Below are 15,574 nucleotides of genomic sequence, written 5' to 3'. Positions count from 1 at the left end.
TGGCGGGGGAGGGTTGGGGAGGGGGTCTCTCAATCCGCCGCGAGAATTACATTCTGCGGCGCGAATTGGGCGACGACATTGCCCCCTTCCGAGAGTCCCATCGCTTCGACGTCCTGTCTCGGCAGGACAGCGGTCATCGTCTTTCCAGAGCCGATGTCGATCAACAGCTCGCAGTTGCGCTCGGCGTCGATGCGGCGCGTGATCACGCCGGCAAAGCGGTTACGGGCTTCCTTGGGCGTTTCCTGCGGCGCGCTCAATTCGATAAAGGAGGATTTGACCAGAGCGGCGACCTTACGGCCGGGTTTCAAATCGAGCTCCTCAGTCGCTTCATTGGTGATGATGGCGAGGAGGGTGTGCTCGCCGGAGATTCGCAAAGTGACCTCGACGTCGACGGGCCACTTCTTGATCGAGACGACCTCCGCCTGGAAAACATTGCGGGCCGAGATGCGCACCGCGACGCCCCACAGCAGAAAATCCTCCTGCCCGTCGAGGCCCACTTCCGCAATCATCGAGGAGATGCTCGACAATCTGTCCTCGAGCCTGTGAAAGGTCTCGATCAGCTTGCGGCCCTCGGGCGTCACTTCGGCGCCGCCGCCGCTCTTGCCGCCGGCCTTCGTAACGAAGGCGGGGCTCGGCAGCAGATTGTTGATGGCGGCGACGGCGTCCCACGCCGCTTTGTAGCTGAAGCCGGCCGCTTTCGCCGCCTTGGAAATGCTTCCATGCTGCGCAACGGCCTCGAGCACCTTGATTCGGTCCCGCCCGATGAGAAATTTGCCCTCGCTGCGGAGCGCAAGAAGCGCGTCTATCTTTTTGGCTGTCGTCATCCGTCTCGCGCCCGCTGACAAGTTTCACGTCACGTCTATCATATCCTCGGTCGACGCCTCACTCATAAAGAAAGGCGGCGACGCGCGCCGGCGCGGCGGAGGCGCCCTTCAAACGCAGCGGAAAGATCGCCACGTCGAAGCCATGGCTCGGCAATTGGTCGAGGCCGCGCAATTGCTCCATCTGCCAATAGGGCTTGCGACGGCCGACGAGATGGCCCTGCCAGAAGAGATTCTCGTCGTTTTTCTCTTTGGAGACGCGGATTTGATGATGGAACGGAAGATCCCAGCCCCATTGATCGATGCCCATCACCAGAACGCCTTTGTCGATCAGCCATTCGGTCGCCGGCGCGCTCATGCCGGTTCCGCGTTTCCAATAGTCTTTCGTTCCCTGCAGGCGGTCGCGGCCAGTGTGGATCAGGGCGATGACGCCGTCGCCGAGCGCCGCGCCGCTGTCGCGCAGGTTTTGCTCCATATCGGCGACAGTGATCTCCTCGCCGTCGGCCTTGTGGCGCATGTCGAAGACGACGCCGGGGCCGAAGCACATGTCCAAGGGCATTTCATCCACCGTCGCGGGGCGGCGGCCGTCGGAAAGCTCCGGGCCGTAATGCCACGGCGCGTCGATATGGGTCGTGGAATGGACGCCCATGCGCGTGATCGTGTCATCGGCCCAGCCGGCGAAATCCTTGGGGAAAAGCCGGAAGGGAAGCCCGAGCGCCCGCACCAGCCAACGCGCCTTGCGATGGCCGTGGTGTTTGATCTTCACGCGCATGAAGAAGGGGTCGTTCGGGTTATCGACGATTTCCTTGGACAGATCGACGATGCGCTTTGGTTTGAGACGGGTCATGGAAATTCTCTATGCAAATTCTCTGAGGCGTCGTGGACCGCGAGCCTTCAGGCTCGCCAAACGATTGCGAGCCTGAAGGCTCGCGGTCCATGCGCGGCTCTAGTGGCGCTAGCCCCAGTCCTCGAAGGAGAAGGGCTTGATTCCCTCATTCTCCAGTTCGATCGCGAAGGAAGCGGCGCGCGCAACGAGTTGACTTCGGCGGCTGACGCCGGCGACCCGCGCCGTCACATTCTCCGCGATCTCCGCGATGGGCGCGCCTTCGGCCACCGCCTGCTCCCTGCGGGCAATGCCGACGATGCGTCCGCCGAGCGGCGCGGGAATCGGCGTTTCCCCGATATATCCGATGGGCGCGCCCTGCGTCGCCAGCGCGCCGATCGGCATGTCGGCGCGAAACTGCCCCGAGACGGGAGCCGAGACGACGCTATGTTGCGTTTCCGGCCATTCCTTTGGCCAGCCGTCGCCGGCGCGCAGAATCGCGCCTGGGTCGGGTCCGTGGGTGGCGATGGCCACGTCGCAATCGACGCCCGGCGAGAAGCTCGATCCGAGGCCGATCGTGAACTCCGCGAGATTGAGGAAGGAGCCGACGTCATCTTCCTTGTCTTCCCGCGCCGCGATGATGACGTGCCAAGGCCAGCGCTCGATCACATCGGCGAGCTGCCCGCGCAGCAAGGGGATGAAGGCGCGGCTTTGCAGTCCGAGCATAAATTCCGACGCCACATCGGCGCGCCGGGCTTCGACGCCGTCGAGGACGGCGTAGCCGTCGTACCAGGCGTCGGCGAAGCTCATGCGGCGTCGCAGGGTGAGCGGGCTCGCGCATTTGTGCAAAGCGACCGCATAGCCTTCGCCAAAAAGCCCACGCGCCACGGCCGAGGCGTCTTCGCCGATGCCGCACACCAAGACGGTTAATTCACTGGACATTGGACCCGCTCCCCCGCCTGATTAAGCCCCGTGTGGCCCGAATTGGCAAGATTGGGCCGACGCATCGCTCGACCGCTCGAGGGATTCTCAGGGGCCGTTGAAGTGGACGGTTCCGAGGTTTGCGCAATCATAGCCGCCGAGAGCGGCGGCCCGGTCGCGGAAGGCGTCGCTGGCGCAAAAGCGGATCAGCTTCTGGAACGGCGGGTCGAAATAGGCCTTGCGCCACACGAGGATATCGAAACGCTCGACCACCAGCGGCGCAAAAGCGAGCTTGAACTGATTCGCCGCGGCTTCGATCCCGAGCCCGACATCGGCGCGGCCAGAGGCGATCGCCATGGCGAGGTCGGTCTCCGACCGTTCGATCGCCTCGATCGCGTTCAGGTCGGTTTTTCGCATCTTCTCCTTCGCCAGCAGTTGCGAGAGCACCAGCTCGCTGCCGGCCTCCGGCTGGCGCGACTGGAAGCGACGATCGCCGATATCCGCGAGCGATGTGATCGACTGGCCGGGGGAGGGGCGATACATGAGGCCCCGACTGCGCTTGGCCCACTCCAACAGGACGACGGGCTCGCGGCCCATCGCCTCCTGCACGGCTGCGACGTTCCAATCGTCGAGGCGCGCTGAGGGAATATGCAACCCCGCCGCGACGCAGTCTTTCGACTTCAACCGGGCAAGACCATCGAGCGCGCCATCGAGCAGCGCCGCAATGCCCGACCGCGATTCGCGCAGCGCCCATTCGAGGAGCGGGTCGTGTCCGCCCGCCATGACGAGCGGGAAATGTGCCGCGGCCGACTCTCGCTCCATCGACGCGCTCTCCTCGCCGCTGCCGGCGATCCAGGCCTCGATCTCCTTTTTCGGGAAGAGCAGCTTTCCCGTCACGCGCCGCACCGGCAGCGCCTTTTCTGAAACCAGATCGTAGACCTTGCGCTCCTTCACGCGCAGCAGCGCCGCAAGCTCGCGGGTCGTGAAGTAATCGGACATCCGCAAATTCCTTTCCGCGATTCGCGGAAATTTTGCATAGATTAGACAGGCGGGAAACGTCCTGGCGCCGTTCGGAGTGCATAAAAATACAGCACGTTTGGGGGTGCGGGGGGCAGAGGATGCGCCGCGACGTTTTGAAATAAAGACGCATGATTGCAGGGCGAGTCGGCCGAGGTCGCCTCCTGGCGCTAGCTTATTACCGTTTCCGTTTGAATAGCTCGGATTGGGGCTTGTCATTCCCGACGGGCCGAAGGCCCGATCGGGAATCCAGGGCCACAAAAGCGCTGATTTGGCTCTGGATTCCCGATCGCTCGCTGCGCGAGCGTCGGGAATGACACCGAACCAATCAAGCGGATCTCGGATTACTTATTTTGATGCCCGATCGCCCAGACATAGGCCGCCACAGCCGCCACGTCCGAGTCGCTCAGTTGTGCGCCGCCTTTGGGCGGCATGGGGCTGCGATATTCCTTCGGCTTGGCGACGCCTTGGGCGATCACCTCCCGGATCGACTCCAGACTCCCGTCCGACCAGAGCCATTTGCCGCTCGTCAGGTCGGGCGCCAGCGGCGCCCCCTTGCCGTTCGCGCCATGGCAACTGGCGCAGGTCCCGCCCGCCGCATGGCCGTTGAAAATGCGCTCGCCCAAAGCGACTTGCGCGTCCGTTGCGCCCGGCGGGACCGGCAGGCTTTTCCCTTCCAGGGCCCCGGCTTCCGGATTGACGCCCTCCGGCGGGCCGGCTTCCTTCGCGCGCCCTGCGGTCTGCGCGGGCGCGGGCGCGGCTTCGAGGCCCTGCGCAATGTCGCCATGGTAGGTGATGCGCCAGATGCGGCCATTGGTGTCGTCGGAGACGTAAAGGGCGCCGTCCGGCCCCTGCGCGAGACCCGAGGGCCGGTGCGCCGCGCCGCCGGGCTCCTTGGCCCCGCCCGCGAAACCATCGGCGAAGGCGATGAAATCGCCCGCGGGCTTGCCATTCTTCGCGGGTTGGAAAACGACATTGTAGCCGCTCTGGGGGAAGGGGGCGCGATCCCACGAGCCATGAAAAGCGATGAAGAAGCCGCCGTGATAGGCGGTCGGGAATTGCCCGCCGCGATAGGCGAGCAGCGCATTCGGCGCCCAATGGGCCGGAAAAGCGGCGATGGGCCCTTGCTTATCCGCGCAGACGCCCACCTTCTTGCCGCCGTCGCCGCCATATTCGGGCGCGAGCACGAGCTTCTTCTGAAAGCCGTCATAATAGCATTCGGGCCAGCCGTAATCGGCGCCCTCACGCAGCTCGAGAAGCTCTTCGGCGGGAAGATCGGCGCCTTGCTGCGGCGTGTAGAGCTTGGGCCAGTTTTCCGCGAGCTGATCGCGTCCGTGCTGGGTCGCGTAGATGCGATCCCCTGCAACAGTAAGGCCCTCGGCGTTGCGGATGCCCGTCGCGAAGCGCTCAGTGGGCGAAAATTTCTGGTCGCGCTTCTTGGCGTCTCGAGCTCCTTGCAGGGCGAGAGGCCCGGCGACTCCGGCATGCGGTTTTCGGCTTGGCAGGAATCGGTCGCCGAGGCTGAACTGAGATAGAGATTGCCGCCCGCGTCGATGACGAAAGGATGCATCGGATGGTCGCCGGTAACCGGCAGGCCGGAGATCACTATTTCGGGCTTGGCTTTCGGCGCGATCTCGCCGGTCGACAGCGCGTAACGGACAATGCTGTCGCGTTCTTCCGCATAAACGGCGCCGTCATAGAAGCCGACGCCGGTGCCGCCCGAGCCGCCGCTCTCAGGCGTCTCGCCGAAGCGCTCGATAACATCCGCTGCGCCGTCGCCGTTCTTATCCTGAAGCGCAACGAGGAAGCCGCCCTCATGCGTCTTTCCCCGCTTCCCGTAATAGCGCCCGCTCCATGTATTGACGTAAACGACGCCGTTGTCGGCGACGGCGATGTGGCGGGCGTGGCCGATCTTATCGGCGAAGATCGTGGCGCAGAAACCCGAGGGCAGCGTTATGCCGGGGTCGCCGCCGGGGCAGGCAGGCTTGTTCTCGCTTTGCGCGGCGCGCGCGCCAAGCGCCGGGAAAGACGCCAAAACGGCCAGGGAGATTGTACCGAGCAATCTTCGACGCATCGACGCCTCATCGGTTTTCATGCTGAAAAATTTGCGCGCTGCGCTACCTCATTTAGAGCGACACTGGCGTGCGGCTAGCTGGGTGGGCGACAGGCGCGCGCCTGTCCGTCACTCTCTAGCGCTTGTCATTCCCGATCGCTCGCTGCGCGAGCGTCGGGAATGACAACGGGGCCCCACATGAAACGCTTTAGACGCCCTCAGGGCCAGAAAGCTCGCGCCAAAGCGCCATCAGCGCCGCCATGACGGCGGGGCCGATGAAAAGCCCGAGTAGCTGAAAACTCTCCGCGCCGCCTAAAATGCCGAGCAGGACCCAGATGAAGGGCAGCTTGATGGCGCTGCCGATGAGATTGGGCCGGACGAAATGGTCGGCGGCGAAGACGACGACGACTCCCCAGGCGGCGATGATGAGCGCCGGCGCCATGCCGGCGGTCGCCGCCGCCAGCAGCGCCGCGAGGCCGATGGCGAAGGCCGCCGCGAAGGGGATCATGGCCGCGAAAGCCGTCAACACGCCCAGCAGAATCGGATGCGGCGTATGGGTGAGCATATAGGCCGCGCCCATGAGGACGCCTTCGCCCAAGGCGACGAGCACGAGCCCGATCAGCGTGCCATGCACGGAGGCGATCATCTGCGCCGCCAGCAACTCGCCGCGCGCGCCGAAGAGTTTCGTCGAGGCGATGCGGCATTGGGAAACAAGGCTCTCGCCGCTGCGGAACAGGAAAAACAAAGTCAGCAGCGAAATCGCAAACAGAATGGAGCGATGGGCGATATTGGCGGAGAGCGACGCGCCGATCTCCCGCGCCGAGGACGTATTGAGCTGCTGGGCAAGCTCCTTCGCCCAGCCCGCATGCGAGAGATGCTCCGCCCACCATTGCGACGCCCAGGCCCCGACGCCCGGCAGGCGCGCGAGCGCGTCGGGGACCGGCAGGCCGGTTTCCTCGGCGGCGCGGGCGTAGTCGAGAAGCTGGCGGACCTCTGCGGCTGCGTCGACCGCGAGCCCGGCGATCGGCGCCAATATGACGAGCCCGACAAGCAATGCGAACAAGGCGGGCGCAAGCTCTTTCGAGGCCGAAGGGCCGAAACGGCGTTTGAAGCGGCCGTAAAGCGGCCAGACGGCGACGGCGAGAACCAGGGCCCAAAGCAAAGCGTGGAGATAGCCCGAGAGGATATAGACGCCCAGCCCCAGCAGGATCGCGCTGGCGGCAAGGGACGCAACGCCTTGGCGCCAGGACAAGGTTTCGAGAGGGGCGGCGCTGTCTTGCGGTCTCGCGGGCTGGTCCATGCGGCAATTCTCCGTGGGCGAGATTATCGCCGAGTTTCTTTGCGCGCCAATAGACCGGCAGTCGGTATAATTTCCGCCATGACCAGGCGCGAGGCGGATAGCGGGAAGATCGAGGAGACGGGCGACGCCGCCCGGCCGCGCAAGATCATCCATATCGACATGGACGCCTTCTTCGCCTCCGTCGAGCAGCGCGACAATCCGGAGCTGCGGGGCAGGCCGGTGGCGGTCGGCGGCGCAAGGGAACGCGGCGTGGTGGCGGCGGCAAGCTATGAGGCGCGCAAATTCGGCGTGCGTTCGGCCATGGCTTCCGTCACCGCGCGGCGCAAATGCCCCGAGCTGATTTTCGTGAAGCCGCATTTCGACGTCTATCGGCAGGTCTCGCTGCAAATCCGCGCGATCTTCTCTGAGTATACGCCGATCATCGAGCCGCTCTCGCTCGACGAAGCCTATCTCGACGTGACCGACAATCTGAAAGGAATCGCTTCGGCGACGCAGATTGCAGAGGAAATCCGCGCCAAGATAAAAGCGGCGACACGCCTGACGGCCTCGGCGGGCGTCTCCTACAACAAATTCCTTGCGAAGATCGCCTCGGACTATCGCAAGCCCGACGGGCTATTCGTCATCACGCCGAAGATGGGGCCGAGCTTTGTCGAGACGCTCGAGGTCGGCCGCTTTCACGGCGTGGGGCCGGCGACGAAAGAGAGAATGAATCGCTTAGGCATAGAGACGGGCGGCGATCTCAAGGCGCAGACGCTCGACTTTCTGCAAAGGCATTTCGGCAAGGCCGGCGCCTATTACTATTGGATCGCGCGGGGCGTGGACGAGCGGCCGGTGCGCGCCAATCGCATCCGCAAGTCGATCGGCGCGGAGAATACATTTGCGGAAGATATTTTCACCTATGAGGCCGCTTGCGCGGCGCTCGCGCCGATTGTCGCCAAGGTCTGGCGCGCGATCGAAAACGGCCCGGTTCGCGCACGCACGCTCACGCTCAAAGTGAAATACGCGGACTTCCGCCAAATCACCCGCGCGCGCACCCATGCGAGCCCGATTGCGTCTCTTCAGGAGTTCGAAGCCCTTGCCTTTTCGCTGCTGGGGCCGGTCTTTCCCCTGGAAAAGGGGATCAGGCTGCTCGGCGTGAGCCTGTCGTCGCTGAGCGCTGAGGAGACGAAGGGTGATGGGCAGTTGAAACTGGAAATTTGAACGCGCCGGTCGATCCACGGTGTCATTCCCGACGCTCGCGCAAGCGAGCGATCAATCCCAGAATCCAGGTCAACAAACCCTGCGCAACCGCGTCATGCCCGCGCTTGTCGCGGGCATCCACGCCGGGACATTGCGACACGGGGGAAGAAGAAGCGGCGTCGTTGCGCTCATGTTCTCAGCTTTCCGCGTCGGCGCGGCGTGGATGGCCGCGACAAGCGCGGCCATGACGCTGGAACTTGTCTACGCGAGCTGGTCAAACGGAGACGGTGTTACTCCTCGAAGACGCCTTCGAGCGCATAATGCGAGATCGTCTTGCGATTGGCGATCAGCTCGTCGATCGTCGGCTCGCCCTTCAGCGCGCGGGAGATTGCGAGCTTCGTCGCCTCGTAATTGGTGCGGTAGAGGTCTCTCTTGTCGAGGTTCTCGTCCTTGGCGCAGCGCGGGTCGAGCCAGACCATGATGATCATGCACAGCTCATTGGTTTTATCCTTGGGGATAATCCCTTCCGCCACGCAATCGACGATGGCGTCGGCGGTCGCCGCCTGCAACACGCCGCCGAGCAGCTCGACGTAATCTTCCGACTTCACCGTCATCTTGGTGGTCATCATGGTCGCCGGGCGAACCTGCTGGTTCAGATCGCGGATGACAAACATGCGGGGATGGCCGGCGACCTGGCCGGTCATCGAGGCGAAAGCCTGGCCCACCGGACCCTTGACGCTGCCGATCAAGACTTCCGGCATGGCGTCGGTGTATTGCCCGTCCGCCGCGAGAACCGTCGCTTCGCCGGTCGCAAGCCAGATTTCGTCGCTCATCTCATGTCCTTTGGTTACGGTATGGCGCGGGGAATAGCATTCGCGCGCGGCCTGCGAAAGTGGCGCGCCAGTCTATGGGCCGCGCCGCGTCAACGCGCGTCGGCGGCGATGTAGGTCGAGGTCAGCGAGGCTCCCGACCACTCGGCCGTCATCGACAATTCCAGCTCGTCGCCGCGCGCTCTGAGACGCACCTGCAGAGGGCCGCCCCATGCGCCTTGCGTATTCCAGGAGCCGCCGCCAACCGCGCCATGCGGCCCGCCGATCACTCTAGCCGACCAGCCGTTGCTGCTCGAGACCAGATAGCCGTCGCCATCGCGGCGGATGGCGATCGAGCAGGTGGGGCATTGGCCGGCGGTGGAATAGGTTTGGAGCCAGGTTCCCGTCAGCGGACGGCCGCCGCCGTAATCGCCATAATCTTGCGCTGCCGCGCCGAGCGGCGCGGAGAGGCAGGCGAGAAGACCGAGCGTCCGCAGGATTGATCGCATATTCAGGAAGCCTTCGCTTAGGTTTGCGCCGTGTGGGCACGGCTCCGCCTAAGTATGCATTTTCCACGGCGGCGCAAAAGCGCCGGACCCGTGCCTGCGGCTTGGGCTTCAACCGCGCGCTGCAAACGCCTCGGCCTTGCGCCCGACGAGCGCGGCGAGGGAAATATTTTCCTGTTCGAGCCGCAGGATGAGGCCTCTTTTGATACGCTCGACGAGGCCGGGGCCTTCATAGACCAGCGCCGAATAGAGCTGCACGAGGGTCGCGCCGGCTTCAATTTTCTTCCACGCGGCGTCGGCGCTGTCGATCCCGCCAACGCCGATCAGCGGGAATTGCCCTTCGACGCGCAGATAGGTTTGTGCGAGCATCGAGGTCGAAAGATCGAACAATGGCGCGCCGGAGAGGCCGCCGGTTTCCTTAGCGAGCGACGAGCGCAGCGTGGGGGGCCGGGAGATCGTTGTATTGGAGACGATCATCCCGTCGATCCGCCGCGCACGCGCTACCCGCACGACGCCGTCGAGCTGCGCGAGAGAGAGGTCCGGCGCGATCTTCAGGAGCAGCGGCCGCCGCACGGGCGCGGCGTCGCGGGCCTCGATCACGCGTGCGAGAAGATCGGAAAGCGCTTCCGGCTCCTGCAAATCGCGCAGGCCCGGCGTGTTGGGCGAGCTGATGTTGATGGTGAAGTAGCTGGCGACATCCGCGAAGGTCTTGGCGCCTTCGACGTAATCGGCGACGCGATCGGCGGCGTCTTTATTGGCGCCGATATTCACCCCGACAATCCCGTCGTCGCGGCGCTCCTCGCAATGGCGGGCGGAGAGGCGCGCCAGCGCCGGCGCGTGGCCTTCGTTGTTGAAGCCGTAGCGGTTGATGACGCCGCGATCTTCCATCAGCCGAAAGGCGCGCGGGCGCGCATTGCCCGGCTGCGCGCGCGGCGTGAGCGTGCCGACCTCCACAAAGCCGAAGCCGAAACTGAGCATGGCGTCGGCGACCTCGGCGTTTTTGTCGAAGCCGGCGGCAAGGCCAACCGGGTTGGGAAAATCGAGGCCGAAGGCGGAAACGGCGAGGCGCGGGTCGTTCTCGGGCGGTCGGCGCGCGGGCAGCAGCTTCAGCGCCGCGATGGTGGCGCGATGCGCGTCTTCGGCGTCGAGCAGGCGCAGAAAGGGGAGGGCGAGGCCGAAGACGTCGATCACAGCAGTCCCCTGAAGTCATGGCGCCCATCGGCGCCGAGCGGCAGCGGCGCCACACGCGTCACGGCGTCGAGCGACAGCGGCGCATAGAGATGCGGAAACAGCGCGCCGCCGCGGGAGACTTCCCATTTCAAGGCGTCGCCCAGCCTATCGGCGTCGATGGAAACGAGCAGCAGGTCGGCTTTCCCGGCGAAATGTTTCGCGGCGGTCTCCTCGACCTGTTCGGCGGCGGAAAAATGGATGTAGCCGTCGGCGAGGTCGATGGGCGCGCCATGGAAGAGGCCTTCGGCCTCGGCCGCGCGCCATTCGGTAGCGGAGATGATTTTGTAGATGATTGTCATGATTTCAAAAGGCGCGCTTCGCCTCTCGCTTTTTCGATTGTTTTAACAGCTTTGCGATCGAAGCTGACAAATACGTCGCCGCCTTTGCGCCTTCCGTCGAAAGCAATGACGCCATCCGCGAAATCGCCACCCGACTCGAGCATGGCGAGGCCGGCTTCCACTGCGGATCGATCTGTGACCACGATCGGGATGTCAATGAGTGTGCGAATGGCCTCGGCGATATCTGCCCTCGATCGCTTATAGCCCCGGCTCAATACCCAGCCGAACTCGCACGGGGTTGGAAGGGTTACAGCGATCAATTGGGCGTCTTTCAGAATGGCGACCGCAGCGGCTTGCTGCCGGGGATCGTCGCCCACTGCGATGCGGACGAGGACGTTCGTGTCCGGCGTTATCTTCACGCGTCGTCCGGCTCGTCCAGTTCGCCAGCCCAACCCTTCGCGATGAGAGTGTTCATCTCGTCGATCGACAGCGCGCGCATCCGGGGTTCGTGCAGGCAACCGATGAATTTATCGAGGGCTCCCTCCAGCTTCGCTGGTTTCAACTCGGCGCGCCCTGGCTCGACGACTTCGACGGTGATCTTGTCGCCCGGCTGCACGCCGAGTTCGTCCATCATCTTCTTGCGAAGCGTAACCTGGCCCTTCGACGTGATCTTCAGCGTGCTCTTCATGGGCGTGAAAGTAAGGCGCCGGCGCCTTACTTTCAATTGCTTTACTCCGCCGCCTGAGCCTCTTGCAGATCGGCTCTGCGCGGCAATCTCGCGATCATGCCGATCAGCGCGCGATCGGAGAGCGCCACGACACGCTCGCCGCGATTGAGCCACGCCACGGCGTCCTCGATCGTTTCGGCGTCGGCGATCTTGGCTTCGGCCACGGCGCGATCGGCGGTGATGGCGCCGCGCTGGCGCGGCTTGCGGGTCGGCAGCCAGGCTTCGTGCAGCGCGCGCAGCTCCGGGTCGGAGTGGATCGCGACGATGGCGTTCACCTCGTCCTCCTCGCCGCGCGCCAGCGCCTTGGAAAGCGCCTTGCCGCGCTTGGCGATCGGCGGCGTCGTCGTTTCCTCTGGCGTCACCAGCACGCCGGCGCGGCGGAAGACGAGGCCGAGCCAGCGCTGGCTCGTGAGCCAGGAGATCGGAATGGCGAGGATGAGGCCGGCGATGGTCGGCGACATCCAGGCGACGAGCGAGGGCGAGATCAGGAGGCCCGCGACAAGAGAGAGCGCGCCCATCGCCATATGCGAACGGTGGCGGCGCACGATATCGATCAGCGGCACGGAGCCGTCGTCGCGACGCTGCGGGTCCCAACCCGTGTCGAAGCCGAAGACGATATGCACGACATGGCCCGTCTGGATCAGCATCATGATCGGGGCCAACAGCGCCGACAGCACGATTTCGAAAAGGGTCGAAATCAGCAGCATGATCACGCCGCCCGAGCCCCTTCTCGTCTCCGGCTCGTAGATCGCGACGAGCAGGCCGAAGAATTTCGGCGCGAGCAGAATGCCCATGGTGAGCGCGAAGAGCTCGAGCGAGCGCTCCGCGTCGAAGCGCGGGAAGGTCGGGAAGAGCGCGAACTCGCTGGTGAAATATTCCGGCTTGAAATAGCTCGCCTGGAACACGATCACGATGCCGACGAGAAGCTGCAGAAGCCACAGCGGCGAGGTGAGATAGCCGAAAATGCCGGTCAGGAAGTGCTGGCGCGACGCCCAGCTCATGCCCCGTCCGAACAGCACGCGGGAGTGCTGCAGATTGCCCTGGCACCAGCGCCTGTCGCGGATCGAGAGGTCGATCAGCGAGGGCGGGCTTTCCTCATAGGAGCCGCCGAGCCTCGGCAGCATATAGACGGCGTAGCCGGCTCGGCGGATCAGCGCCGCCTCGACGAAATCGTGGCTCATGATGTGCCCGCCCCACGGCGGACGGCCGCGCAGGTCGGGCAGGCCGCAATGGCTCGCGAAAGCCTCCGTGCGGATGATCGCGTTGTGGCCCCAGTAATTGCCGTCGCGGCCCATCCAGCAGGCAAGACCCGTCGCGATCACCGGGCCATAGATGCGCGCCGCGAATTGCTGCACGCGGGCGAACAGCGTGTTGCGGTTGATGATGAGCGGCAGCGTCTGGATAATCCCTGAGTCCGGATCCGCCTCCATGGCGGCGGCGAGCTTCACGATCGTCGGGCCGGTCATCAGGCTGTCGGCGTCGAGCACGACCATATGCGCGTAGGCGCCGCCCCAGCGCGAGACGAAATCCTCGATATTGCCGGCCTTGCGGCCGGTGTTCTTCTCGCGTCGGCGATAGAAGATGCGGGCGCCCGGCCCGAGCCGGCGGCGGATGGCGATGAAGGCGCGCTCCTCGGCGATCCAGATGTCGGGATTGGTCGTGTCGGAGAGGAAGAACCAGTCGAAGCTCTCGCCCAGTCCCGTCGCCTGCACATCCTCATAAATCGTCTGCAGCGCCGCAAAGACGCGGCTCGGCGCCTCATTGTAGATCGGCATGACGACGGCGGTCTTCTCGCGCAGCGTCTCCGGCAGGCCGGCCGACGCGCGGCGCGAGAGCAGCGCCACAAAGCCGACGACGCAGCTCGCGAAGCTCAGCGCGATCCAGGAGAAGTTGAGGATGAAGAGCGCGAGCAGCGCCCATTTCAAGGTCGTGACGCCGCCGACGTCGATGACCTTGTACATCTGCCAGCCGCCATAGACCGTGAGCGCGAGACCGCCGCCGAAGGTCACCAGGCGCGCGAGCCAGGGCGTGCGCCACAGCGACGGCGCGTAAAGTTTGCGCCGCTGCCGCTGCTCGAACTTGAAGAGATTTTGCGCCGGCATAGCGAGCCGGTTTTCGATCGGCGTCGGCGGCGCGGCGGCCGGGTCTTTGAACGCCGGCGCCGGCTGGGCGGAGTCGACGGGCGTAAGCGTCAGGGTGTCCATCTGTAGAGCCACGTTTCGCTGATCGGCTGCTCGTCCGCGCGCAGGACGAGACGAATTTCACAATAGTTTTCGCCGGCGGGATCGACGTCGAACACGACACGGCAGGTTTTCGCCTGCGGATTGAGAAACGTGCGCACGTTCGTCGCTGATCCGGGCGAAGTGGTCAAAGCCGCCGAAAGACGCGCCGTTTTTTGCGGGTCGCCCAGAACCTCGCCAGAAAAAACGACAACAAAACGGCGCAGCTTGGCGCTTGGGACTTTACCCGAGCGGGACTGAACGGCGACCGCCAGCGGCGGACGGCTCGGCGGCTCCCAGCACCAGAACTGGCGATAGGCGAAATTGGCCTGCGCGCCGCCGACCAGGGGCGCCTTCGGGCGCCAGTAAGCGACGATGTTTTCGTTGTTTTCGGACTCGGACGGGATTTCGACGAGCTGCATGGCGCCGTCGCCCCACTCGCCGAGCGGCTCGATCCACAGGGAGGGGCGGCGCTCCCAATGCTGGTCGTCATCCTGATAGCTGGAGATGTCCCGATCGCGCAGCAGAGCGCCGAAGCCCTTGGGATTGACGTCGACGAAAGACGAAAATTGCAGCTCCTCGCGATTGGCGACCGGCCGCCAGAGCCACTCGCCGGAGCCGGTCAGCATCTGCAGGCCATTGATCGCGGTCACCATCGGCCGCAGATCGTCGTTGCGGCGGCGGGGATTGAGCGGCGCGTAGAGCGAGGCGGCGGCAAAGCCCGCGACCCCATAATGATCGACATTGGTGCGCGGGAAGAGCGTCAGCTCGGTGTCGATGATCGTCGCTTCGCCCGGGCGCAAGGTGAAGTGATAAACGCCGGCGACGCTCGGCGAATCGAGGAGCGCATGGATGACGAGCGCATTGGCCCCGAGAACGGGCTTCTCGATCCAGAAGCTGCGGAAGGCCGGGAATTCCTCGCCGCGCGGGTCGGCTGTGCGGATGGAGAGGCCGCGCGCCGTCACCCCGAGATTCTGGCCGGCGGCGACCGCGCGGTAGAAGCTCGCGCCCTGGAAGATTGCGAGCTCGGCTTCCTGGCCGCCGGGCGGCGCGCGTAGCACGCGAAAGCCGGAATAGCCGATGTCCGGCAGCTTTTCGGGGACTTTCAGGCCGCCATAGTCGAAGCGGCTCTGGTCATAGGCGATTTTGACCGCCGCGCCATTGTCGATAACGAAGAGGTCGACGGCCGCGGTAAAAATATTGCCGCGATGCAGCGGCTCGATCGAAAAGCCCTTGTTTTCTCCAGCCCAAAGGGCAGACCCAGGCTTGGTCTTGATGCCGACGAATTGCTCATAGGTGAGGCTTGCGAAAGGCTCGCGCAAATCGGCGGGCGGCGCGGCGTAAGGGCGGGAGGCCAGCGTGCGCGCGAGCTCGACGATCACATCTCGCGAGAAGGTCGCCGGCGGCGCCGGGGGCGTCGGCTCGGCATGGAGGATAGAAGGCGAAATGCCCGACGCAAGGGCGCCGAAAGCCGCTTTGAGAACATCTCTACGTTCAAACATTGAGCAACCGGGAGCGAGGTCGGACGTCGGTCGGGATGGCGCGTCGCTCCTCTATAGAAGAATTTCTGGGAACAAAAAGGAATTCTTGCGGCGCAAGCGCGCCTCTCGCGAGCTGCCCCTCATTTGCCTCTCCCCCGCTTGCACCCTTGCCCTCGGCGCTTCGAATCTGCAACAAACGGGCCGAAATTA

General features: G+C 64.6%; 16 protein-coding genes. 2 read left to right on the top strand and 14 right to left on the bottom strand.

The window, feature by feature from the left end:
- Positions 1-29: 29 nt before the first annotated feature.
- From QMG84_RS14180 to QMG84_RS21440, 5 genes are all read right to left on the bottom strand, one after another.
- Positions 30-824 (bottom strand): TOBE domain-containing protein, encoded by a 795-nt coding sequence (locus tag QMG84_RS14180; protein ID WP_202072364.1) that lies wholly within the window; start codon positions 822-824, stop codon positions 30-32.
- A 58-nt stretch (positions 825-882) separates the two neighbouring features.
- A complete protein-coding gene (locus QMG84_RS14175; protein ID WP_281928676.1) occupies positions 883-1,668 on the bottom strand; it encodes a cyclase family protein in 786 nt (261 codons plus the stop codon).
- Between the two features lie 108 nt (positions 1,669-1,776).
- Positions 1,777-2,586: a hypothetical protein gene (locus QMG84_RS14170; RefSeq protein ID WP_202072366.1), complete on the bottom strand. Its 810-nt coding sequence runs from the start codon at positions 2,584-2,586 to the stop codon at positions 1,777-1,779.
- 87 nt (positions 2,587-2,673) lie between these two features.
- A complete protein-coding gene (locus QMG84_RS14165; protein ID WP_281928674.1) occupies positions 2,674-3,564 on the bottom strand; it encodes a substrate-binding domain-containing protein in 891 nt (296 codons plus the stop codon).
- Positions 3,565-3,926: 362 nt separating this feature from the next.
- Positions 3,927-4,769, bottom strand: coding sequence for a PQQ-dependent sugar dehydrogenase (locus QMG84_RS21440; protein ID WP_350356496.1), 843 nt, complete (start codon positions 4,767-4,769; stop codon positions 3,927-3,929).
- 386 nt (positions 4,770-5,155) lie between these two features.
- Between QMG84_RS21440 and QMG84_RS21435 the strand changes: the two genes are divergently transcribed.
- Positions 5,156-5,734 carry a hypothetical protein gene (locus tag QMG84_RS21435; RefSeq protein WP_350356495.1) on the top strand — a complete coding sequence of 193 codons (579 nt, stop codon included), beginning with the start codon at positions 5,156-5,158 and terminating at the stop codon, positions 5,732-5,734.
- Positions 5,735-5,843: 109 nt separating this feature from the next.
- Here QMG84_RS21435 and QMG84_RS14155 read toward each other — a convergent pair whose 3' ends face one another.
- The gene (locus tag QMG84_RS14155; RefSeq protein WP_281928672.1) at positions 5,844-6,935 is read right to left on the bottom strand and encodes an AI-2E family transporter; all 1,092 of its coding nucleotides are present in this window, start codon (positions 6,933-6,935) and stop codon (positions 5,844-5,846) included.
- Between the two features lie 78 nt (positions 6,936-7,013).
- Here QMG84_RS14155 and dinB point away from each other — a divergent pair, with 78 nt between their 5' ends.
- Positions 7,014-8,135, top strand: coding sequence for a DNA polymerase IV (dinB, locus tag QMG84_RS14150; RefSeq protein ID WP_281928670.1), 1,122 nt, complete (start codon positions 7,014-7,016; stop codon positions 8,133-8,135).
- A 269-nt stretch (positions 8,136-8,404) separates the two neighbouring features.
- On the opposite strand, the gene fae is transcribed toward dinB, so the two are convergent.
- The 8 genes from fae to QMG84_RS14110 form a co-directional block, all read right to left on the bottom strand.
- Entirely contained in the window at positions 8,405-8,947 is a 543-nt protein-coding gene (gene fae / locus QMG84_RS14145; protein ID WP_281928668.1) for a formaldehyde-activating enzyme, read from the bottom strand.
- 89 nt (positions 8,948-9,036) lie between these two features.
- Positions 9,037-9,432: a hypothetical protein gene (locus QMG84_RS14140; RefSeq protein ID WP_202072373.1), complete on the bottom strand. Its 396-nt coding sequence runs from the start codon at positions 9,430-9,432 to the stop codon at positions 9,037-9,039.
- Between the two features lie 108 nt (positions 9,433-9,540).
- Positions 9,541-10,620 (bottom strand): quinone-dependent dihydroorotate dehydrogenase, encoded by a 1,080-nt coding sequence (locus QMG84_RS14135; protein WP_281928667.1) that lies wholly within the window; start codon positions 10,618-10,620, stop codon positions 9,541-9,543.
- Positions 10,617-10,958, bottom strand: a complete 342-nt coding sequence (locus QMG84_RS14130; RefSeq protein ID WP_281928665.1) for a DUF952 domain-containing protein — start codon at positions 10,956-10,958, stop codon at positions 10,617-10,619. The genes QMG84_RS14135 and QMG84_RS14130 overlap by 4 nt, the downstream gene beginning before the upstream one ends.
- Positions 10,955-11,356, bottom strand: a complete 402-nt coding sequence (locus QMG84_RS14125; RefSeq protein WP_281928663.1) for a type II toxin-antitoxin system VapC family toxin — start codon at positions 11,354-11,356, stop codon at positions 10,955-10,957. The genes QMG84_RS14130 and QMG84_RS14125 overlap by 4 nt, the downstream gene beginning before the upstream one ends.
- The gene (locus tag QMG84_RS14120) at positions 11,353-11,661 is read right to left on the bottom strand and encodes an AbrB/MazE/SpoVT family DNA-binding domain-containing protein (protein ID WP_281928662.1); all 309 of its coding nucleotides are present in this window, start codon (positions 11,659-11,661) and stop codon (positions 11,353-11,355) included. Before QMG84_RS14120 ends, QMG84_RS14125 begins: the two co-directional genes overlap by 4 nt.
- Positions 11,662-11,666: 5 nt before the next feature.
- Complete coding sequence (mdoH, locus tag QMG84_RS14115; RefSeq protein ID WP_281928660.1) at positions 11,667-13,868, bottom strand: glucans biosynthesis glucosyltransferase MdoH; 2,202 nt, start codon at positions 13,866-13,868, stop codon at positions 11,667-11,669.
- Positions 13,856-15,385, bottom strand: coding sequence for an OpgD/OpgG family glucan biosynthesis protein (locus tag QMG84_RS14110; protein ID WP_281928659.1), 1,530 nt, complete (start codon positions 15,383-15,385; stop codon positions 13,856-13,858). The genes mdoH and QMG84_RS14110 overlap by 13 nt, the downstream gene beginning before the upstream one ends.
- Between the last annotated feature and the right edge of the window lie 189 nt (positions 15,386-15,574).

Source organism: Methylocystis iwaonis (assembly GCF_027925385.1).
GTDB classification, from domain to species: Bacteria; Pseudomonadota; Alphaproteobacteria; order Rhizobiales; family Beijerinckiaceae; genus Methylocystis; species Methylocystis iwaonis.
Note: the sequence above shows the minus strand (reverse complement) of the source record. Positions and strands in the feature narration are given on the sequence as shown.